Here is a 20,972-nt window from a genome sequence, read left to right on the forward strand (position 1 = left end):
CCCTCATCCGGCGCTGCGCTCCACCTTCTCCGGACGGGAGAAGGATCTGCTACCTCCGCGACCTCCGCGGGTCTTGTTTGCTTGGAGGAAAAGGCTGCCAAACCTGCCTGTGCATGTCCCGCTAAACTAGCGCCCCCAAACCGCTGCACCGCCACGCCTTGAAGAAGTCCGATTTCAACTATTCGCTCCCCGACGAGCTGATCGCCCAGGCGCCGCTGGCCGAGCGTGCGGCCAGCCGTCTGCTGGTGGTACCCAAAGCGCCTGCAGACTTCAGCGACCGCCAGGTGCGCGATCTGCCCGAGCTGTTGCAGCCGGGCGATCTGCTGATCTTCAACGACACCCGCGTCATCCCGGCACGGCTGTTCGGGCAGAAGGCCAGCGGCGGAAGGGTGGAAATCCTGATCGAGCGCCTGCTGGGCGAACGCGAGGCGCGGGTGCAGATCGGCGCGAGCAAGTCGCCCAAGGCCGGCAGCCTGATCGCGCTCGACGCGGGTGGCCAGGCCGAAGTGTTGGGGCGCGATGGCGAGTTTTATCTGCTGCGCTTCGACATCCCGTTGCCGCTGGAGCAGTGGCTGCCCGAGGCCGGCCGCCTGCCGCTGCCGCCCTACATCCGCCGTGAGCCGGGGCTGGAAGATCGCGAGCGCTACCAGACCGTATTCGCGCGCGAGGTCGGTGCGGTCGCCGCGCCCACCGCCGGCCTGCATTTCGACGAGCAACTGCTGGCGCGCTTGCGCGAGCGCGGGGTCGAGTTCGGCCACGTCACGCTGCATGTCGGCGCCGGCACGTTTCAGCCGGTGCGGGTGGATGCGCTCGACCAGCACGTGATGCATAAAGAGTGGCTCAACGTCGGTGCCGCGCTGGTGGAGCAGGTGCGTCGCACGCGTGCCCGTGGCGGCCGCGTCATTGCCGTGGGCACCACGGTGGTGCGCTCGCTGGAAAGCGCCTGGCGCACCACCGACGCCGCACCCGATGGCGAACTGCTGCCGTTCGCCGGCGAAACCCAGATCTTCATCCTGCCCGGCTACCGCATCCGCAGCGTCGATGCGATGGTCACCAACTTCCATCTGCCCGAAAGCACGCTGCTGATGATGGTCTCCGCCTTCGCCGGCCGCGAGCGCATCTTCGCCGCCTACGCGCACGCCATCGCACAGCGCTATCGCTTTTTCTCGTACGGCGATGCGATGTTGTTGTGGGGCAGGGACTGGGGAATCGGGAATGGGGAATCGTAAGGCGGTATCCGCCGAACGATCAGCCACCTGCCAACCGCTCTTCCCATTCCCGATTCCCGACTCCCCATTCCCGGCCTTTCAATGTCCCGACTTCAGTTCCAGCTCCAGACCACCGACGGCCACGCGCGCCGTGGCCGCCTGACCTTTCCGCGCGGCACGGTGGAAACCCCGGCGTTCATGCCGGTGGGCACCTATGGCTCGGTCAAGGGCATCCTGCCCGAGCAGATCCGCGCGCTGGGGGCGGAGATCATCCTGGGCAACACCTTTCATCTGTATCTGCGCCCGGGGCTGGATGTGATCGGCGACCACGGCGGCTTGCACGGGTTTGCGCGCTGGGATGGGCCGATCCTCACAGACTCCGGCGGGTTTCAGGTGTTTTCCCTGGCCCACCGTCGCAAGATCACCGAGCAGGGCGTGACCTTTTCCTCGCCCACCGATGGTGCGCGGGTGTTCCTGGGTCCGGAAGAGAGCATGCAGATCCAGAAGGTGCTCGATTCGGACATCGTGATGATCTTCGACGAGTGCACGCCTTACCCGGCCACCGAAGAGGTCGCGCGGCGTTCGATGGAGCTGAGCCTGCGCTGGGCGCAGCGCTCGCGCGATGCGCATGACGGGTTGGGCAACGACGCGGCGCTGTTCGGCATCGTGCAGGGCGGGGTGCACCCGGACCTGCGCAGCCGCTCGCTGGAGGGCCTGCACGCCATAGGCTTCGATGGCTACGCCATCGGCGGTTTGGCGGTGGGCGAGCCCGAGCACGAGCGCAACGCCATGCTCGAACACCTGCATCCGCAGCTGCCGGCCGACCGCCCGCGTTACCTGATGGGCGTGGGCCGGCCAGAAGACCTGGTGGAAGGCGTGGCGCGCGGCGTGGACATGTTCGACTGCGTCATGCCCACCCGCAACGCGCGCAACGGCCACTATTTCACCTCGTTCGGCACGGTACGCATCCGCAATGCCAGATACGAACGCGACCTGGACACCATCGAGCCGGGCTGCGGTTGCCATGCCTGCAGCAGCGGCTACACGCGCTCCTACCTGCGTCACCTGGACCGCTGCAACGAAATGCTGGCCCCGATGCTGGGCACCATGCACAACCTCTGGTACTACGAAAAACTGATGGCAGACATGCGTGCGGCGATCGCGGCGGGAACCTTTGTGCAGTTCCGGCGGTCCTTCTATGCGGCACGCGGCGCCACCACGCCGCCGTTGCCGGGGGAAACCAGCTGAGCCCTGCCGTCCGTGCCCTTGGCGCGGACGGGGTGGAACCCGCGTGGCATAATTCCCGGCTGTTCCGCTCTGGCGGTACCTGAATAGCGAGTGGGCCCGTGGGGCGCGCTGGCACCAAACTAGGATGCACTGAATGAATTTGCTCGATTTCCTGATCCCGGTCGCCCAGGCGCAAGCCACCGGTGGCGCGCCGGCCGCCGGCCCGATGGGGAGCCTGTCCACCTTCGCGCTGCCGATCATCCTGATTGCGGTCATGTATTTTTTGATGATTCGTCCGCAGATGAAGCGTCAGAAGGAGCACAAGTCGCTGCTGGACAAGCTGGCACGCGGCGATGAAGTCATCACCTCCGGCGGCGTCGCTGGCGTGATCGCCGACATCGGCGACAACTTCATCACCGTGGAAGTGGCCGACAACGTCCGCATCCGCGTGCAGAAGAGCGCGGTGGGCCATGTGCTGCCGAAGGGCACGCTGAAGTCCGCCAGCTGAGTCGGGCTATCGGCATCGAGCACCGTCTGGCGCTGCCGGCCGGTGCTCGAAAACGCCAGGGGCCGCTCGTACACTCCGCTGTCGTCGCGCTGCCGATGCCTGCGTTGGGCTGCTCAAGACGTCGCTGCAATTGAAGGCCTGCAATACCACCGCTGCGCGCACCGTCAGGCGGGCGCAGTCGGTGCACGGAGTCGGAATGCGCCACTTGGCGTTTTCGCTCCGCGCACTGCCCGTATCCACCGGATGACCGCTCGCGACGTTGTATTGGCCGCTTGAAGTCGTTCTCACTGCTAGGCGCGGCGCCGGGATGGTGCTGTGCGGGACTGTCGCAATGCTCGAATTTCCTCGCTGGAAGTATTTCCTGATCCTGCTGGTGCTGGCGGTCAGCGCGTTGTATGCGCTGCCTAACATCTATCAGAAAGACCCGTCCGTGCAGATCACCGCCAGCCGCGGTGCACAGCTCGACGACGCATTGCGCAGCCGCATCGACGGCGAGCTCAAGGGCGCGGGCATCACGCCCAAAGCCGTCACCAAGGAAGGCGACAGCCTGATGGTGCGCCTGTCCTCGTTGCAGGCGCAGACCCGCGCCAACGATGTGCTGCGTCAGCAGCTTGGCGAGAACTACACGGTGGCGCTGAATCTGGCCTCCACCGTGCCGGAGTGGCTGGCCAAGCTGGGCGGCAAGCCGATGGTGCTGGGCCTGGACCTGGTCGGCGGCGTGCACTTCGCCATGCAGGTCGATCAGAAGGCTGCAGTGGAAAAGCGGATCGAAGGCTTTGCCGAAGACATCCGCACCACCTTGCGTGACGGCCGCATCGCCTATCGGGCGGTCGAGCGTCGCGGCGACAACAGCATCCAGATCAGCCTGGGCGAGGGCGCCAGCGCCGATGCGGCGCGCACCGCGCTGGCCAAGGCGCAGCCGTTGCTGACCTACGACGTCAGCGGCCAGAACATCGCAGTGAAGGTGCCGGAGGCCGAGCTCAAGCAGATCGCCAGCGGCGCGATCGAGCAGAACCTCACCACCTTGCGCAATCGCGTCAACGCGCTGGGCGTGTCCGAGCCGACCATCCAGCGCCAGGGCGAAGACCGCATCGTGGTCGAATTGCCCGGTTTGCAGGACACCGCCGAGGCCAAGCGCCTGATCGGCGCCACCGCCTCGCTGGAATTCCGCGCGGTGGTCGACGGCAATGCCGAAGACGCAGTGCGCAGCGGCAGCATCCCGCCCGAAGCCAAGGTCTACCGCGTGCGCGATACCGGCGCGCCGGTGTTGCTCAACAAGCGCGCGCTGGTGACCGGCGACCAGATGGTCAGTGCCAGCGTCAGCAACGACCAGAACGGCATGCCTGCAGTGTCGGTGACGCTCAACAACGTCGCCGGCCAGCGCATGCTCGACTACACCAGCGCCAACGTCGGCAAGCTGATGTCGGTGGTGTACATCGAGCGCATCCCCACCGTGACCATGGTCGACGGCAAGGAAGTGCGCAGCGTTCGGGTCAAGGAAGAAGCCTTGTCGCCGACCCGCATTGCCGGCGTGTTCGGCAAGAACTTCCAGACCACCGGTCTGGAGAAGGTGGAAGCGGAGAACCTGGCCAAGTTGCTGAAGTCCGGCTCGCTGGCTGCGCCGATGGATTTTGTCGAGGAATACGTGATCGGCCCGAGTCTGGGTGCGGAAAACGTGGAGCGCGGCGTCACTGCGGTGGTGTACTCGTTCCTGTTCACGCTGGTGTTCTTCACCATCTACTACCGCGTGTTCGGCGCGATCACCTCGGTGGCGCTGCTGTTCAATCTGCTGATCGTGGTGGCGGTGATGTCGCTGTTCGGCGCCACCATGACGCTGCCGGGTTTTGCTGGCCTTGCGCTGTCGGTCGGTCTGTCGGTGGACGCCAACGTGCTGATCAACGAGCGTATCCGCGAAGAATTGCGGCTGGGCGTGCCGGCCAAGTCGGCGATTGCCGCGGGTTATGAAAAGGCCGGCGGCACCATCCTGGACGCCAACCTCACCGGTTTGATCGTGGCGGTGGCCTTGTATGCGTTCGGTACCGGCCCGTTGAAGGGCTTCGCGCTGACCATGATGATCGGTATTTTCGCCTCGATGTTCACCGCGATCACCGTGTCGCGTGCGCTGGCGGTGCTGATCTACGGCAGCCGCAAGAAGCTGAAGACCGTCGCTATTTGAGATGCGAGTCCGGCCTCGACCCCTGCAGCAGAGCTGTAGCGGGCGAGGGATGAATCCCTTCGCAAGCGTTGCGCATCCCGAGGGTGTGCAACGTCTAAACGGAAGATCTTTTCCATGAAATTGTTCCCGCTCCATCTCATTCCCAACGACACCAAGATCGATTTCATGCGCCCGCGCAAGCCGGTGCTGATCCTGATGCTGATCCTGGCAGTCGCTTCGGTCGGCATCATCGTCGGCAAGGGCTTCAATTACGCGCTGGAATTCACCGGCGGCACGTTGGTGCAAACCAGCTTCCAGAAAACGGTGGATGTGGACCAGGTGCGCGAGCAGCTGTCCAAGGCCGGCTTCGAAAACGCACAGGTGCAAAACGCCCGCGGCGGCAACGAGGTGATGATCCGTCTGCAGGCGCGTGAGCAGCACAACAACCGGGACGATGCTGCGCGCACCGTTGCCGAAGAAGTGCGCAAGGCGGTCAGCACCGAGCAGAACCCGGCCACCGTGCAGCCCGGCGAGTTCGTCGGCCCGCAGGTCGGCAAGGACCTGGCCTTGAACGGCGTGTACGCCACGGTGTTCATGCTGGTGGGCTTTTTGATCTACATCGCCTTCCGCTTCGAGTGGAAGTTTGCGGTGGTGGCCAGCGTGACGGCGTTGTTCGACTTGCTGGTCACGGTGGCCTTCGTGTCGCTGACCGGTCGCGAGTTCGATCTGACCGTGCTGGCCGGTCTGTTGTCGGTGATGGGCTTTGCGATCAACGACATCATCGTGGTGTTCGACCGTGTGCGCGAAAACTTCCGCGGGTTGCGTGTGGAACCGCTGGAAGTGTTGAACCGGTCGATCAACCAGACGCTGTCGCGCACGATCATCACCGCGGTGATGTTCTTCCTGTCGGCCTTGGCGCTGTACATCTACGGCGGCGAATCGATGGAAGGTCTGGCCGAGACCCACATGATCGGTGCGGTGATCGTAGTGATCTCATCGGTGATCGTGGCGGTGCCGATGCTGAGCATCGGGCCGTTTGCGGTGACCAAGCAGGATCTGCTGCCCAAGGCCAAGGATGTGGAGGCGCTGGCGCGCCGCCCCTGATCGGTTGGCAAAAGGTGTGACGAAAAAACCGCGCATTGCGCGGTTTTTTCGTTTCTGGCGGTGGACGCCTGGTTCACGGTTGTGCACTGTGATGTCACGACTCAAGATTGTGAAAACCAGGGATTTCGTCGGACACGTGATGCCGATCGATACGCAATACGTTGCGGTAGAGAACCGTTGGCCAGGACGAAGCGCCGCATCCAACTGAGATACGTCTGCTCAGTGCAAAGGCTGTAGTGCCTAACGCGCAAGCGGTCGCGCACTCGATCAAGCAACTGCGTCGGCGGACGTGCTGTTACGCCATTGTTTTTGGGGGTGTATTTCATACGCCCGCGTCTTTGCTGGATAAGGCTGGATACCTCGCAATAGTAGAGTCCGTTTACCATCATGTAATCCCGTGATCGCGGCTAGAGATTTTCCCCCATTCACAAAGCGCCAGCGATCGAAGATACTCCATGCAACACCGCATTTCGGCGGGCCAATAGTAGTTAGGCCGCATGGACAGCATCGCATCGCGTCAGACATTAGTGCTCTCCCTAGTCCGCGCCCTCTGTGGCGAGGTCCACCCGGAATTGCGTCAAGCCTCGATCGAGGCCGATGAAAACGCCTTCATCGTTCGCCTCCGCTTCGAGTACGACGGTTTAGCTGCGGGTCTCGCGCAAGAGAACTGTTCTTGCGCAGCCACAGAGGTCATTGCGGACTTGGCTGCACCCTGGGACCTCGATGAGCAACATGTGTCTGTTCCCGCCCCTAGTGCCCTAAAGCCGCTGAGACATGTGGTCTACCGACGTTGGGAGCCTGAGGGTGCGGCCTAACAATTCATTCAATCCGACGCCGCTTCGCGGCGCGGCTTAATTCAGGCGTTAGGCCGCTCAGGCACATCTATGCAAACGTTCAAGTCTTGGCGTCCGATCGAACACGTCCCTGAATATCTTTCGGGTGTGTTTATCCTCCAGCACTTCGCCGGCTCCATGACTGTTGTGTGTGGTGGAGACTTTGGCAATGGTCAGTTGCTTGTCTTGCGCTTCGAGGGTTTCGAGGCCGTGGCAACGCACGAGGAGTTCGCCCATCAGTGGCCTGGCGAATCGGGAGTTCCGAAGCTACCAAAGTCACCCGGCGGCAACTGGACTTTCCCTTTCTTGCAAGTTGAGAACTCGGAGTGGGCGGCGGACTCTGTGCAGGCGGTTACTTTCGGACGGACGCCTTGCCACTACTCCATAGTCTCAGGAAGCGACATCGTCGATATCCTTTCTTTGGAACCACCTGACGTGGCCTGGACTTCTGTTGAGGCAGTAGAATTGGTCATGCAGGCCGCAGCCAACCTAGGTGCGGCCTAACAATTCGTCCAAGCCGACGCCGCTTCACGGCGAGATTTAACTCATTTGTTAGGTGTCGAATATCCGTTCACACCCTTTCACGGCTAGCATCAATCTATCTCGTATAGGACGCCTTCATGTATTTTCAAGTGGTCATCGAAACGAACGAAAAGGTCGGTAAGCAAAGCAAAAACAAGCAGTACTTCGAACTGGATAAAGCTGATCTCTCAGACATTGAGGCAAGAGTCTTAGTCCCGTTCTTTAAAGGTGAAGACTTTCAGTTCGATGGCTACTTCCTCAGCAAAGCAGAGGTCAAACGACTCGCCATTAAGCAGACTGAAAAGACGGTGGCCGAGCTTTCGAAATACGAGAACGATCACATGCCATCCAACGTGAGTATGTTCGTTTCGCCGAGCGATATTCTTAGGTACGAAAAGTACACCAAGGACATCACTAACGAAGTTTTCGACCGCGTCAAAGGCACGCTATCAAAGGCGGCCCCAGCCACATCTTCGGTAGCCGAGAAGACAAAGTCGGAAGTCCTTGATCAATCGAAGGTCTTCATAGTTCACGGCCGAGACGACTTAGCCAAGATATCGGCCGCAAGATTTGTGGAAAAGCTCGGGCTTAAAGCAATAATTCTTCACGAGCAAGTCAGTGGCGGCAAAACCATCATTGAGAAAATTGAGGAGCACACCAACGTTGGTTTTGCTTTGGTACTGTACACGCCTTGTGACTCAGGTGGCTTGGTGGGTGACCAGCCAAAGTCTCGCGCTCGGCAGAACGTAGTCTTTGAACACGGCTATCTGATTTCAAAGCTAGGTAGGCGCCACGTTTGCGCTCTTGTGAAAGACGGTACGGAAGTTCCCAACGACATTAGTGGCGTGGTCTACGTGCCACTAGACGACCATGGCGCTTGGCACCTTGCCGTTGCCAAGGAACTTAGGAATGCCGGCTACGGCGTAGACATGAACAAGGTTACTTAATGGCCACCGCCGCCGACATGCCCGCGACGCCTAACCCCTCCTTCAATTGGGTGCCTAACGCGCCGCTTAAGTCAAACGCTAGGCCGCAAGAGGAAGCTCATGGGCTACATTCCAAAACACGCTGATTTGCAGTCACTGTCAGATGACGACCTGATCGATCGTTACGACGCCGCCGCACACAACACCGTCGTGGGCACCGGCTTCTACCGTGACGAGATTGTCCGGAGACAAGTGGCTAGGGAGAGCGCTCGCATGCTGCAGCTAACTCAAACAATGCGCACCCTTACTTGGGTCATCCTCGCAGTCACAGCGGTTAACGCTGTGCTAGTGGGTTGGCAGATATGGGGCCAAAAGTGACCGGCTTTCGGCCTAACATTTCATTCAAGCCGATGCCGCTTCGCGGCTCGGCTTAATTCAGGCGTTAGGCAGTGGTGGGTAATAACAGCTTCGGTATCCGCTGTCGCGTGATCTTGCGTGGCCAGCGCTGGCTGCGCGCGACCGGATCGGCCGATAAAGCCTCATCGCGTGCGATCGCGCAGCGATGCGGCTCATCAAACTCGTCGGCCATATCCGGCAAATGCCCAGGCCAACCGAGTCGACGCAATGCGTTGCACTGCAGTCAGATGCAACGCACCCGCCACTCACTTCAGGCAGTGGTGCCCGCCAAGCATGCGCGCAATGCGCGCAGCTTCTCCACGGGTCACAAATTCCAATCGATCCGCATGCCCGCAATCAGCGCATTCTTCAGATCGTTGGTGCGGGTGGGTTCGTTGAACTGGTCCGGGTTGATCACGTAATGTAGGTTCGGCGCGATGCGCAGGCGCTTGGTGACCTGGATGCCGTAGCTCAGCTCCATCATGATCTGGTTGTCGGCGGGGGTGCCGGTGCCGCCGGCCGAGGCGCGGGCCAAACGCAGGTTTTCCAGCGCTTCGTCGCTGTATTTCTGTTGGGTGATCACGAAGGCGATGTTGTCCTGCGGGCGGCTGGCGAAGGTGCCTTTTTGCACCAGGCCCAGTTGCACGAAGTGATCTTCGATGGCCTGGCCGCCGGTGCTTTGCAGAATCGCGCCGAAGACGGTGAGGCCGCGGGTGCCGGACGGGTCGGGGTTGGTGACCTGCTGCTCGAAGCGACCGAACAGGCCCGAGCGGCCCTGCTTGTTTTCATAGCCCAGCCCACTGAGTACGGCGGGGTTGCCGTTGCGGTCGCGCAGCGGGTCGGTGTAGTCGGAGTTGTCCTGCCAGCCGCCGAGTTCGTACATCGCGGCCATGCTGCCGTCGCCGCCCTTGTTCTTGTAGCCCACCGCATAGGGCACCACCACGCCGGTGGTGTCGTCGGTGCTCCACTTCAAGCCGTGCTGGCCGTCCTGCGCCTGCACCGGGTTCACTTCATACGCGCCGACATGCACATAGACCTTGGGCGTGACCCAGGCGGTGGCGTGCGCGGCCCAGCTGGAGACCGGCCAATAGGTGAAGTTGCTGGTGCGGAATACGAAGGTGGGGTTGCCGCAGGCCGAGTTGCCCTGGAAGTACTGGCACAGGTCAGAGCCGAGGAAATGGATGTTGGCGACGCTGCGGCCGGCTTCCAGTTCCAGGCGGTCGTTGAAGAGTTTTTGCAGCAGGGTGAAGTTGGCCAGACGCGTGCCCTGGCCGCCGTAGATTTCCTGCACCGAGGTGCTGTTGCCGATGCTGCTGTTGGACAGATTGGTGCCGTGACGATTGGAGACGTAGAGCTTGATGGTGGCGCCGTTCCATCCGAACAGGCGGTCCATGTCGACATCGCTGCCGACCATCAGCTGGCCGGCGTAGGCATCGCCACTCTTGCGGCCGCCGTCGATCATCGAGGCGGCTTCGCCGGTGTAGCCCAGCTTGAGCTTGAAGGCATCGGCGGCGTCCTGCGCCTGGGCGAGTGGGGCGATCGCCAGCGCGAGCGACAGGCACAGCAGGCGGGGATGGGCGCGGCGGGAGGGCAGGGCAGTCATGGCGGGACTCCGAACAAAGAGGGCGTGGCCAAGGTGGCGAACGCGACAGCACGTGGGTGGGCAAGCCGCTGGCGGCGCACATCGGTACGCGGCGCAGCGGTGATCGATCAGGGGTGACGCGCATCCGGCGCATCGGATGCGGCGGCCATCGGCCGCCGCAGGGTGCTGACGTCAGGCGACGACGTCGGCTACCGGCTTCTTGAGCACGCGCAGCGCAATCGCGGTGACCGCTACGCCGGCCAGCAGTGCCAGCACATACATCGCCAGGTGGGTGACGGCATTGGGAATCAGCAGCACGAAGATGCCGCCATGCGGAGCTTTGAGCTCGGCGCCGACCGACATCGAAATCGCGCCGGCCACGGCCGAGCCGATCATCAGTGCCGGAATGGTGCGCAACGGGTCGCGCGCGGCATACGGGATGGCGCCTTCGGTGACGAAGGCCAGCCCGAGCACGCCGGCGGCGGTGGCCGAGCCGCGTTCTTCGACGGTGAAGCGGTTGCGGAACAGCCAGGTGGCCAGCGCGATGCCCAGCGGCGGAGTCATGCCGGCCACCATGGCGGCGGCCATCGGGGTGTAGACCTGGCTGGCGATCAGACCGGTGGAAAACGCGTAGGCGGCCTTGTTGACCGGCCCGCCCATGTCGAAAGCCATCATGCCGCCCAGCAACAGGCCCAGCAGCAGCGCGCTGCTACCTTGCATGCCACGCAACCAGGCGGTGAGCCAGGCCAGCAGGTCGGCGACCGGTTGGCCGAACACATACATCATCGCCAGACCGACCAACAGGGTGCCCAGCACCGGCAGGATCAATACCGGCTTGAGTCCTTCCAGGTTGCGCGGCAGCTTGATGTAGCGGTTGAGCGCGGCCACGCCGTAGCCGGCGATGAAGCCGGCGATGATGCCGCCGAGGAAACCGGCATTGAGATTGGCCGCGACCAGCCCGCCGATCATGCCGGGCGCGATGCCGGGGCGATCGGCGATGGAGTAGGCGATGTAACCGGCCAGCGCGGGCACCATCAAGGTGAAGCCGGCCTTGGCGCCGATCTGAAACAGCGACCAGGCCAGCGTGCCCTGATGCGCGTCGTCGCCGGCATAGATGCCGCCCAGCGCGAAGGCCAGCGCGATCAACAGGCCGCCGGCAGTGACGAACGGCAGCATGAACGACACACCGGTCATCAGGTGCTTGTAGGCGCCGGTGCGACCGTTGCTTTTGTTGTCCGATGTGGCGCTGGCGCCTGCGACCGGGGCTGCGCCGCCCTGCACGCCGGCCTCGGCCAGCGCCTTCTGGATGAGTGCCGGGCCATCGTTGATCGCCGGCTTGGTGCCGCTCTTGAACAGCCGCTTGCCACCGAAACGGGCCAGGTCCACTTCGCGGTCGGCGGCGATGATGACGACGTCGGCTGCGCGGATTTCCTCGTCGGTCAATGCGTCCTGCGCGCCGACCGAGCCCTGCGTTTCCACGCGCATCTGGTAGCCGAGCTTCTTTGCGGCCTGCTGCAGGCCTTCGGCGGCCATGAAGGTGTGCGCGATGCCGGTGGGGCAGGAGGTGATTGCAACGATGCGTTTGCCGCCTGCGCCGGATGCGTCGGTCGCTGCCGATGCAGTGGTCGCGCTGGGCACGGCGAGCTGGCTGACGGCGGCGGCCGGGTCGTCCAGCACCGCGCCCAGGCTCAGCTGCAGCAGTTGTGCGTCGCCGAAGCGTGCGGTGTCGGCATCGGCGTCGCCGACGATCAGGACCTGCGCGGCGGCGCTGGTCAGTTCGGTCGGTAGCGCGCCGAGCACGCCCTGGTCGCTGCGGATTTCGATCGTCACGCTGCGCCCGGCGGCGGTGGCCGCGCGGCGCAGCGCCTCGGCCGCCAGAACGGCTTCGGTACTGCGTTCGCCGGCGGCGATGACCACGATGGAAGAGGACATGGCAAAACTCCTGCTGTATTGCGGTCGCCGGTGTGGCCGGCGGGGGGAATTGGGGCGTTACGCGTGCGGGTGGCGCGTGCCGGGACGACGGCGGTCGGAATAAGCCGCGGACACCTGCGTGCCGGTCGTGACCTTGTGGAAGGCAGCGTTCACGACAGCGTCTCGATCACGACTTCGGTCGCAGCACGGCGCACGCCGTCGGCGCTGAGCCTGCGCGCGTCGCCACTTTCCAGCCGGCACATCGAAAACGCCGTGGCCAGCCGTGCGCACTGCTCCAGATCGGTGCTCGCATCCAGCAGCGCAGCGGCCAGGCCGGCCACCATCGCATCGCCTGCGCCAACGCTGCTGCCGTGCGCCAGGCGTGGCGGACGCGCGATCAGTCGCTGGTCGCGCTGCACGAACAACGCACCGTCGGTGCCCATCGAAATCACCACCAGCTGGATGCCGCGTGCCAGCAGTTCGTGCGCAGCGGCGCTGAGTGCGGCGCGATCGGCGAGCGGGCGGCCGGTCCAGGCTTCCAGTTCGTGGCGATTCGGCTTGACTGCGTAAGGCAGCGCATCGCGTGCTGCGCTCAGTGCGGCCACCAGCGGTGCGCCGCTGGTATCGAGCAGCACGCGTGCACCGGCGGCGCCGGCCTGCACCTGCAGCTGCGCCCAGCTGTCGTCGGGCAGGCCGGCTGGCAGGCTGCCGGACAACACCACCGGCAGGCCGGGGCGCAGCAGCGGCGCGAGTTGATCGGCCACGCTTTGCAGATGCGCGCTGGTCAGTTGCAGGCCGGGCAGATTGATGTCGGTGGTGTCGTTGCTGCGCGCTTCCACCAGTTTGAGATTGGTGCGGGTTTCGCCGGCCACGCGCTGGCAGTGGTCGACGATGCCGCGCTCGCGGAACAGCGCTTCGAACACGCCGGCATTGCCGCCGCCGAGCACGCCAAGTGCGGCCACATCGGTGCCCCAATCGGCCAGGCACGCAGCCACGTTGATGCCCTTGCCGCCGGCATCGTTACGCACGCTGCTGGCGCGATGCACTGCACCGGGCTGCAGGCTGTCGAGCCGGATGGTCTGGTCGATCGCCGGGTTCAGCGTGACGGTGAGGGCCTGCAAGCTCATGCCATGTCCTCGCGCTTGGCTTCCAAAGCGCGCACTTGCTCGGCGGTTTCGCAATTGAGCGCCTGCTCGGCCAGCTGCTGCAATTGGCCGAGCGAAGATGCCCGCAGGCGCGCCTTCACTGCGGGGATGTCGTTAGGTGTCATCGACAGTTCCTGCACGCCCAGGCCGGCCAGCAGGCTGGCACCGAACGCATCGCCGGCCAGGCCGCCGCATACGCCAACCCAGCGCTCGTGCTTGCGCGCGCCTTCGATGGTGCTGCGGATCATGCGCAGCACCGCCGGATGCAGGCTGTCGGCTTCGGCGGCCAATTCCGGGTTCTGGCGGTCGATCGCCAGCACGTACTGGGTGAGGTCGTTGGTGCCGATCGAGAAGAAGTCCGCATGCCGCGCCAGCACGTCGGCCTGCGCGGCGGCGGCCGGCACTTCGATCATGATGCCGATCGGAACCTCCGGTGCATCTAGCTCGGCGCGGATGCGTGCGCAGATTTCGCGCAAGGCGATCAGCTCCGGCACCGAGGTGATCATCGGGAACATGATCGACAGCCGCGCACCGTCCTTGGCCGCGCGGTATAGCGCCCGCAGCTGCGGCTCCAGCAGGTCGGGGCGACGCAGCAGCAGGCGCGCGCCACGCACGCCCAGGAACGGGTTTTCTTCGTGCGGCAATTCCAGATGCGCCACCTGCTTGTCGCCGCCGATGTCCAGCGCACGCACGATCAGCGGGCGGCCGTCCAAGGCCTGCGCCATGGCGCGATAAGTCGCGTACTGCTCGTCTTCGGTGGGCGTGCTGCCGCTTTCCAGGAACAGGAACTCGGTGCGCATCAGGCCGACGCCTTCGGCACCTTGGGTGAGCGCCATTGCCACCTGGTCGGGCAGGTTGACGTTGGCGCCGATGTCGATGTGGTGACCGTCGGTGGTTTCGGCCGGCAAGGCGCGCTGTGCGGCTTCGCGCTCGCGGATGGCCTGTTGTTCGGCGATGTGGCTGCGTGCCGCGTCCAGATCCTGCGCGGACGGGTTGATGTACAGGCGCCCGCTGCTGCCGTCGATGATGGCGGTGGCGCCGTCTTCGATCTCCAGCAACTGGCCGCCGGCCGCGACCAGCGCCGGCAGGCCCAGGGTGCGCGACAGGATCGCGGTGTGCGAGGTCGGGCCGCCCTGCGCGGTGGCGAGGCCGAACACACGTGCGGTGTCCAGGTTGGCGGTGTCCGACGGCGACAGGTCGCTGGCCAGCAGGATGCAGGGCTGGTCGGGCAAATCAGTCAGACCGGCGCCCGCTGCAGATGGGTCGAGCTGGGCCAGCACGCGACGGCCGACATCGCGCAGGTCGGCCGCGCGGCCGGCCAGCACCGGGTTGCCCAGCGCGGCCAGGCCGGAGGCGATCTGTTCCACTGCTTGGTGCCAGGACCACGCCACGCCATGGCCTTCGACCATCAGCTGGCAGGTGCGGGTGATCAGGTCGGTGTCGTTGAGCAGCTCGGCCTGGGCCTTGAAGATGGCCGCGTCCGAGGCGCCAAGACGGCGCTGGGTGTCGTCCTGGATCGCCGCCAGCTGCTGGCGGGTGCGGGTCAGCGCATCGTGCAGCTGTGCGCCGCCATCGCCCAGGCCGACCGGCTGATCGGCCACCTCGGTCTGCGCCGCACGCAGGCGGTGCACGATGCCGATCGCCACGCCCGGGCTGGCGCCGATGCCGACGATGGCCGGCTGCGCCTGCGGCGGGGTCCAGCCGACCACCGGTGCGGCGCGGCGTTGCGCGGCACGTTCGGCATCGGCCTTCTCCTGTGCGGTCAAGCTGTCCATCACCGCGCGCAGGCGCTTGAGCAGCGCCGCCGCATCGTTGCCTTCGGCCGAGACGGTGATGCTGTCGCCGGCACGCAGGCCCAGCTGCAGCAGGCCGACCAGGCTCTTGGCATCGGCGGCCTGGTCGCCAGCACGCACCTGCGCACGGGCAGAGAAACCGCGCGCGGTTTCGGCCCAGCGCGTGGCCGGGCGCGCGTGCAGGCCGCTGGGGTAGGCGATGGTCCACTCGAAGCGTTCGGCCAGATCGGTGGCCGGCGCGGCGCTGGTGTCGGGCGCGCGGTCGCCGGTGAGCGCGGCCACGATCACGCCGGGGTCGTCGGTGGTGAACAGCGCTTCCAGCTGCGCCGGGTCCTGGATCAACCGGGTCAGTCGGCGCAGCAAGGTGATATGGGTGTCGGACTGGGCGGCAATGCCCACCACCAGCCGGGTGATCTGGCCGGGGTTCCATTCCACGCCCTCGGGCAGTTGCAGCACCGCAATCCCGTCGCGGTGCACCAGGTGACGGTCTTCGCCCACCCCGTGCGGGATGGCCAGGCCATGGCCCAGGAAGGTATTCGCCAGGCCTTCGCGGCGTCGCATGCTGGCGTCGTAACCGGGTGCCACGCAGCCGGCGGCGACAAGCAGTTGCGCAGCCTGGGCGATGGCATCGTCCTTGTCGCGGGCGTGAGCACGCAGGCGGATGAGCTCGGGAGTGACGGGGGCTGGCGACGGAGAAGACAAGGCGGGCTCCGATGGGGGGATCAGGCTGGGAAGTATAGTGGGAACGTTCCCACGATCCAGGTCAATGTGCAGTGCACAAAATCCTTGTAGTGCTTTCGGGTTAGCATCGGAACTGACACCGCGCCTGGGTCAGGTGCGCAAATGGAGCGGGAACGGTCCCAGTGAGTATCAGCATCAATGACGTGGCCCGGGTGGCCGGTGTGTCCAAGTCCACGGTCTCGCGCGCGCTGGGCACCGGCCCGGTGAGCGAGGAGGTGCGTGCCAAGGTTGAGGCGGCCGTCCGTCAGACCGGTTACCGCCCCAATCTGATGGCGCGGCGATTGCGATCCCAGCAGTCCGGCATCCTCGGCGTGATCGTGGCCGATATCCGCAACCCTTACTTCACGTCCCTCATCCGTGCGGTGGAAGAGGTCGCTTACCGTGCCGGTATGCGCGTCACCCTGTGCAATACCGATGAAGATCCCGAGCGCGAGGCGCTGTATCTGGAGCTGATGCAGGAAGAACGCATCACCGGGCTGATCTTCGCCCCGACCCGGGTGACGGTGGGGCGCATGCACGAACTGGCCCTGGATTACCCCACGGTGCTGGTGGACCGTGCCGGCCCCGGCAGCCGCTACGACAGCGTGGTACTGGATAACGCCGCGGCGATGGGCGAGTTGGTCACGCATCTGCAGGCGCAGGGTTACCGACGCATCGGTGGGTTGTTCGGCAGCACCAGCACCACCGCGGCCGAGCGTCGCGACGGCTATCTGGTGGCGATGCGGAGGCAAGGACTGACCCCGGACTACCGCGAAGTGGCGCCGACCGCCGAAGCGGCGATTGTCGAATTGGAACAGTGGCTGGCGAGCGACAGCCGGCCCGAAGCCATCGTCACCAGTAATAGCCTGCTGCTGATGGGCGCGTTGAAAGCCGCGCGTACCGCCGGCCTGCGGCTGCCGCAGGACCTGGCCCTGGCCGGCTTCGACAACGAGCGCTGGACCGACCTGGTCGAACCGGGCATCACCGTGGTCGAACAGCCGGTCGAAGACATGGGTCGCGCCGCGATGTCGTTGCTGCTGGAACGCCTGAGTAACCCGCAGCTACCGATCCGCCGCATGGTCATGACCGGGCGTTGCGTGGTGCGCGGTTCGACCGCTGCCCGTGCACCCGATCAGACTTAGCGAGCGAGACACCACCGTAGGAGCGCACCCGGGCGCGACCGAGCCTTACCGCCAGCCCTGATCGCGGTCGATAAGGCCCCATCGCGCCCAGGTGCGCTCCTACAGTGCAGTGCCAGTGCGGATCGCAAAAATGCCAGTGCGGATCGCAATGCATGTGCGAGTAATGACCTGCGCGTGACGAGCGCTGGCGTTTCCGATCATCGCCATCTCGTAGGAGCGCACCTGGGCGCGACGGGCGTTACCGGTAGAGCGTTCGCGCCCGGGTGCGCTCCTGCAGTGCAATGCCAGTGCGGGTCGTAACAATGCCAGTGCGTATCGCAATGCATGTGGGAGTAACGACCTACGCATGACGTGCACTGGCGTTTCCGATCATCGCCACCTCGTAGGAGCGCACCTGGGCGCGACGGGCGTTACCGGTAGAGCGTTCGCGCCCGGGTGCGCTCCTACAGTGCAATGCCAGGGCGGATCGCAACAATGCCAGCGCCGGTCGCACCGCATGTGGGAGTAACGACCTGCGCGGCAGGTTGCTAGTGCGGGTGCCTGCCGTGTGCTGCCCCATGCCGAGTACAGCACAACAAAAAAGCCCCGGCAGTGCCGGGGCTTTTCGTCTTGCAATCAACCGATCGATCAACGATCCGGACGGTGCGTGCCGGAGTCGTTCTGTGCGACCAGATACTCCTTGGACTGTTCGTCCAGCTTGTCGCCCAGCATGCGGCGCACCACCACGAAGAACAGCGGGATGAAGATCACGCCGAGCACGGTGGCGAACACCATGCCGCCGATCACGCCGGTACCGATGGAGTGACGCGAGTTGGCGCCGGCACCGGTGGAGATCGCCAGCGGCAACACACCCAGGATGAAGGCGAACGAGGTCATCAGGATCGGGCGGAAACGCAGGTGCGCCGCTTCCAGGGTCGCCTCGCGCAGGGTCTTGCCCGCCGCGCGCTGCTCTACCGCAAATTCCACGATCAGAATCGCGTTCTTTGCCGCCAGACCAATCACCGTGATCATGCCGATCTTGAAGTACAGATCGTTCGGCAGGCCGCGCAGCATCGAGAACACGATCGCACCCAGCACGCCGATCGGCACCACCATCAGCACCGCCACCGGAATCGACCAACTCTCGTAGAGTGCGGCCAGGCACAGGAACACCACCACCACCGACAACGCCAGCAGCAGCGTCGCCGCGTTACCGGCAATGATTTCCTGGTACGACATGCCGCTCCAGTCGAAACCGAAGCCCGGCGGCAGATCGTTGTTGACGATCTCTTCCATCGCCGTCATCGCCTGACCGGAGCTACCGCCCGGGGCAGGGTTACCGACGATGTTCACCGCCGAATAGCCGTTGTAGCGATTCAGCGCCGGCGAGGCGTACGTCCATTCGGCCTTGACCACGTTGCTCAGCGGAATCATGCCGGGCTGGCCATCGGCACCCACCGCCGTCGTGCTCGGGCTGAAGAAGTTGCGCAGCGACTCGGGGCCGGTACGGAACTGATCATCGGCACGGATGTTGACGCGCTTGATGCGGCCTTCGGAGAAATAGTCGTTGACGTACACCGGTGCCAGCATCAGCTGGATCGAGCTGTAGATGTCGCTGACTTCCAGACCCATCGACTGCGCCTGCACGCGGTCCACATGCAACTGCAACTGCGGCGAATTTTCCAGGCCGTTCGGGCGCACGCCCACCATGGTGTCGGCCTTTTGCGCTGCCTTGCCGAGCACGATATTGCGCGCCTGGGTCAAGGCTTCCTGGCCTGCGCCGGAGCGATCCTGCAGCCACATGTCGAAGCCGCCGAACTGGCCAAGGCCCTGCACGGTCGGCAGGTTGACCACGAAGATCTGCGCGCCCTTGATGCCGTAGAAGGCACCGTTGAGTTGCTGGATCAACTGCTCGGCAGTGACGTCACGCTCGTCCCACGGTTTGAGCCGGATGAAGCCCATGCCGACGTTTTCGCCCGAGCCCAGGAAGCTGAAACCGGCAATCTGCAGCATGCCTTCCACGGCCGGCTGCTTTTCCAGCACCGCACGCATTTGCGCAAACGCTTCGTTGGTGCGGATCTTGGTGGCGCCCGGCGGCAACTGCACGATAGCCACCGCAAAACCCTGGTCTTCTTCCGGCAGGAAGCTGCCTGGCATGCGGGTGAACAGGAAGCCGCACAGCACCACCAGCACTACGAACACGATCATCCACGGCGGCGAGCGCTTCAGCGTGTGACCCACCACGCCGACATAGCGATGCGCCAGCTTGTCGTAGTACTTGTCGAAGGTGCGGTAGACCCAGTTCTTCTTGCCCGAATGGGTGGGCTTGAGGAAGCTGGCGCACAACGCCGGCGTAAAGGTCAGCGCCAGGAACGCGGAGAAACCCATCGACATGGCGATGGTCAGCGCGAACTGCTTGTAGATCGCACCAGAGGCGCCGGGCTGCAGCGAGGAGGGGATGAACACCGCCGCCAGCACCACGGTGATAGCCACCACCGCGCCGGTGATCTGGGTCATCGCCTTCTGCGTGGCTGCCTTCGGCTCCAGATGCTCCTCGCTCATGATGCGTTCGACGTTCTCGATCACCACGATCGCATCGTCCACCACGATGCCGATCGCCAGCACCATCGCAAACAGCGTCAGCTGGTTGATGGTGAAGCCGATGGCGTACATGCCGAAGAAGGTGCCCAGCAGCGCCACCGGAATCACCAGGGTCGGGATGACCGTGGCGCGGAAGTTCTGCAGGAACAGCAGCATCACCAGGAACACCAGCACGATGGCTTCCACCAGCGTGTGCACCACTTCCTCGATGGAGATGCGCACGAAGGTGGTCGATTCGTACGGCGCAAACCAGGTCACGCCCTGCGGGAAGGTGGGCTGCAGTTCGTCGAGCTTGGCACCGACCGCCTCGGACACGTTCAGTGCGTTGGCGCCCGGCAGCAACTGGATACCGAAGGCACCGGTGGGCTTGCCGTTGTACTGGGTATCGAAGCCGTAGTTGCTCGGCCCCACGGTGACCCGCGCGACATCCTTCAGGCGCACCGTTGCACCGTTGTTGTCGGTGCGCAGGATGATGTTCTCGAACTCTTCCGGCGAGCTGAAACGCCCTTCCGCCGACACCGTGGCAGTGAAGCTGATGCCTTGCGGCGTGGGGTCGGCACCGACCGAACCGGCCGCGAACTGCACGTTCTGGTTACGTACCGCGGTCAGCACCTGGGTGGCCGACAGGTTGTAGCCCTGCAGCTTCTCCGGGTTCAACCAGATGTTCATCGCGTACTCGGCGCCGAACTGGTTGGTGCTGCCGACGCCGGGAACGCGCGAAATCTGCTCGAGCACGCGCGAGCCGACAATGTCGTTGAGCGCATCGCGGTTGATCGACGGGTTGTCCGACCGCAGTGCCGCCACCATCAGGAAGCCGGCGTTTGCTTTTGCCACCACCACACCCTGCTGGGTGACTTCGGACGGCAGGCGCGGCGTGGCCAACGACACCTTGTTCTGCACCTGCACCTGCGCGATATCCGCGTCGGTGCCGGTTTCGAAGGTCAGGGTGATGGTCACGCGGCCGTTGGAGGCCGACGAGGAGTTGAAGTACAGCAGGTGGTCGATACCGGTGAGCTGCTGCTCGATGACCTGCGTCACCGCTTTTTCGGCGGTATCGGCGCTGGCACCGGGGAAGTTGGCGGTGACGGTGACCTGCGGCGGGGCGATCGTGGGGTACGACTCGATACCCAGATTCAGGATCGAGATCACGCCCGCAAGCGAGATCAGGATCGCCACCACCCAGGCAAAGATCGGGTGTTCGATAAAAAACTTAGGCATGT

Annotated in this window: 16 protein-coding genes; 10 read left to right on the top strand and 6 right to left on the bottom strand. The window is 64.4% G+C overall.

Features of this window, described 5'->3' with window-relative positions; all coding sequences use genetic code 11:
- Nucleotides 1-158 precede the first annotated feature (158 nt).
- The 9 genes from queA (at nucleotide 159) to ABQU90_RS22470 (ending at nucleotide 8,861) form a co-directional block, all read left to right on the top strand.
- Complete coding sequence (gene queA, locus ABQU90_RS22435; RefSeq protein ID WP_115528003.1) at nucleotides 159-1,229, top strand: tRNA preQ1(34) S-adenosylmethionine ribosyltransferase-isomerase QueA; 1,071 nt, start codon at nucleotides 159-161, stop codon at nucleotides 1,227-1,229.
- An 81-nt stretch (nucleotides 1,230-1,310) separates the two neighbouring features.
- Nucleotides 1,311-2,456 (top strand): tRNA guanosine(34) transglycosylase Tgt, encoded by a 1,146-nt coding sequence (tgt, locus tag ABQU90_RS22440; protein ID WP_323523504.1) that lies wholly within the window; start codon nucleotides 1,311-1,313, stop codon nucleotides 2,454-2,456.
- A gap of 133 nt (nucleotides 2,457-2,589) precedes the next feature.
- Nucleotides 2,590-2,943 carry a preprotein translocase subunit YajC gene (gene yajC / locus ABQU90_RS22445; protein WP_055851709.1) on the top strand — a complete coding sequence of 118 codons (354 nt, stop codon included), beginning with the start codon at nucleotides 2,590-2,592 and terminating at the stop codon, nucleotides 2,941-2,943.
- Nucleotides 2,944-3,274: 331 nt separating this feature from the next.
- A complete protein-coding gene (secD, locus tag ABQU90_RS22450; protein WP_055851713.1) occupies nucleotides 3,275-5,119 on the top strand; it encodes a protein translocase subunit SecD in 1,845 nt (614 codons plus the stop codon).
- A gap of 114 nt (nucleotides 5,120-5,233) precedes the next feature.
- Nucleotides 5,234-6,202 carry a protein translocase subunit SecF gene (secF, locus tag ABQU90_RS22455; RefSeq protein WP_055851716.1) on the top strand — a complete coding sequence of 323 codons (969 nt, stop codon included), beginning with the start codon at nucleotides 5,234-5,236 and terminating at the stop codon, nucleotides 6,200-6,202.
- Between the two features lie 497 nt (nucleotides 6,203-6,699).
- Nucleotides 6,700-7,017, top strand: coding sequence for a MafI2 family immunity protein (locus ABQU90_RS22865; protein ID WP_503064248.1), 318 nt, complete (start codon nucleotides 6,700-6,702; stop codon nucleotides 7,015-7,017).
- A 69-nt stretch (nucleotides 7,018-7,086) separates the two neighbouring features.
- A complete protein-coding gene (locus ABQU90_RS22460) occupies nucleotides 7,087-7,539 on the top strand; it encodes a hypothetical protein (protein WP_323523503.1) in 453 nt (150 codons plus the stop codon).
- Between the two features lie 116 nt (nucleotides 7,540-7,655).
- Complete coding sequence (locus tag ABQU90_RS22465) at nucleotides 7,656-8,504, top strand: TIR domain-containing protein (protein ID WP_323523502.1); 849 nt, start codon at nucleotides 7,656-7,658, stop codon at nucleotides 8,502-8,504.
- Nucleotides 8,505-8,603: 99 nt separating this feature from the next.
- Nucleotides 8,604-8,861, top strand: coding sequence for a hypothetical protein (locus ABQU90_RS22470; protein ID WP_349780897.1), 258 nt, complete (start codon nucleotides 8,604-8,606; stop codon nucleotides 8,859-8,861).
- A gap of 64 nt (nucleotides 8,862-8,925) precedes the next feature.
- Here ABQU90_RS22470 and ABQU90_RS22475 read toward each other — a convergent pair whose 3' ends face one another.
- The 5 genes from ABQU90_RS22475 to ptsP form a co-directional block, all read right to left on the bottom strand.
- Nucleotides 8,926-9,072 (bottom strand): hypothetical protein, encoded by a 147-nt coding sequence (locus ABQU90_RS22475; RefSeq protein ID WP_323523501.1) that lies wholly within the window; start codon nucleotides 9,070-9,072, stop codon nucleotides 8,926-8,928.
- Nucleotides 9,073-9,204: 132 nt separating this feature from the next.
- Nucleotides 9,205-10,482, bottom strand: a complete 1,278-nt coding sequence (locus tag ABQU90_RS22480) for a carbohydrate porin (RefSeq protein WP_323523500.1) — start codon at nucleotides 10,480-10,482, stop codon at nucleotides 9,205-9,207.
- 171 nt (nucleotides 10,483-10,653) lie between these two features.
- Complete coding sequence (locus ABQU90_RS22485; protein ID WP_323523499.1) at nucleotides 10,654-12,393, bottom strand: PTS fructose transporter subunit IIC; 1,740 nt, start codon at nucleotides 12,391-12,393, stop codon at nucleotides 10,654-10,656.
- A gap of 149 nt (nucleotides 12,394-12,542) precedes the next feature.
- A complete protein-coding gene (gene pfkB / locus ABQU90_RS22490) occupies nucleotides 12,543-13,499 on the bottom strand; it encodes a 1-phosphofructokinase (protein ID WP_323523498.1) in 957 nt (318 codons plus the stop codon).
- Nucleotides 13,496-16,012: a phosphoenolpyruvate--protein phosphotransferase gene (gene ptsP, locus ABQU90_RS22495; protein WP_323523497.1), complete on the bottom strand. Its 2,517-nt coding sequence runs from the start codon at nucleotides 16,010-16,012 to the stop codon at nucleotides 13,496-13,498. Before ptsP ends, pfkB begins: the two co-directional genes overlap by 4 nt.
- Nucleotides 16,013-16,173: 161 nt before the next feature.
- Here ptsP and ABQU90_RS22500 point away from each other — a divergent pair, with 161 nt between their 5' ends.
- On the top strand, nucleotides 16,174-17,172 hold the full coding sequence (locus ABQU90_RS22500; RefSeq protein WP_323523496.1) for a LacI family DNA-binding transcriptional regulator: 999 nt from the start codon (nucleotides 16,174-16,176) through the stop codon (nucleotides 17,170-17,172).
- A 627-nt stretch (nucleotides 17,173-17,799) separates the two neighbouring features.
- Here ABQU90_RS22500 and ABQU90_RS22505 read toward each other — a convergent pair.
- A complete protein-coding gene (locus tag ABQU90_RS22505) occupies nucleotides 17,800-20,970 on the bottom strand; it encodes a multidrug efflux RND transporter permease subunit (protein ID WP_323523495.1) in 3,171 nt (1,056 codons plus the stop codon).
- Nucleotides 20,971-20,972 lie beyond the last annotated feature (2 nt).

Origin of the sequence: Xanthomonas sp. WHRI 10207, from assembly GCF_040202975.1 — a bacterium.
GTDB lineage: Bacteria > Pseudomonadota > Gammaproteobacteria > Xanthomonadales > Xanthomonadaceae > Xanthomonas.

Excerpts from the sequence above, each read along its gene's own strand:
- ABQU90_RS22480 (WP_323523500.1), bottom strand. The coding sequence starts at position 10,482 with ATGACTGCCCTGCCCTCCCGCCGCGCCCATCCCCGCCTGCTGTGCCTG.
- secD (WP_055851713.1), top strand. The coding sequence starts at position 3,275 with ATGCTCGAATTTCCTCGCTGGAAGTATTTCCTGATCCTGCTGGTGCTG.
- ABQU90_RS22475 (WP_323523501.1), bottom strand. The coding sequence starts at position 9,072 with ATGGCCGACGAGTTTGATGAGCCGCATCGCTGCGCGATCGCACGCGAT.
- secF (WP_055851716.1), top strand. The coding sequence starts at position 5,234 with ATGAAATTGTTCCCGCTCCATCTCATTCCCAACGACACCAAGATCGAT.
- ABQU90_RS22485 (WP_323523499.1), bottom strand. The coding sequence starts at position 12,393 with ATGTCCTCTTCCATCGTGGTCATCGCCGCCGGCGAACGCAGTACCGAA.
- ABQU90_RS22470 (WP_349780897.1), top strand. The coding sequence starts at position 8,604 with ATGGGCTACATTCCAAAACACGCTGATTTGCAGTCACTGTCAGATGAC.
- yajC (WP_055851709.1), top strand. The coding sequence starts at position 2,590 with ATGAATTTGCTCGATTTCCTGATCCCGGTCGCCCAGGCGCAAGCCACC.
- ABQU90_RS22460 (WP_323523503.1), top strand. The coding sequence starts at position 7,087 with ATGCAAACGTTCAAGTCTTGGCGTCCGATCGAACACGTCCCTGAATAT.
- ABQU90_RS22465 (WP_323523502.1), top strand. The coding sequence starts at position 7,656 with ATGTATTTTCAAGTGGTCATCGAAACGAACGAAAAGGTCGGTAAGCAA.
- ABQU90_RS22505 (WP_323523495.1), bottom strand. The coding sequence starts at position 20,970 with ATGCCTAAGTTTTTTATCGAACACCCGATCTTTGCCTGGGTGGTGGCG.
- ABQU90_RS22865 (WP_503064248.1), top strand. The coding sequence starts at position 6,700 with ATGGACAGCATCGCATCGCGTCAGACATTAGTGCTCTCCCTAGTCCGC.
- tgt (WP_323523504.1), top strand. The coding sequence starts at position 1,311 with ATGTCCCGACTTCAGTTCCAGCTCCAGACCACCGACGGCCACGCGCGC.
- pfkB (WP_323523498.1), bottom strand. The coding sequence starts at position 13,499 with ATGAGCTTGCAGGCCCTCACCGTCACGCTGAACCCGGCGATCGACCAG.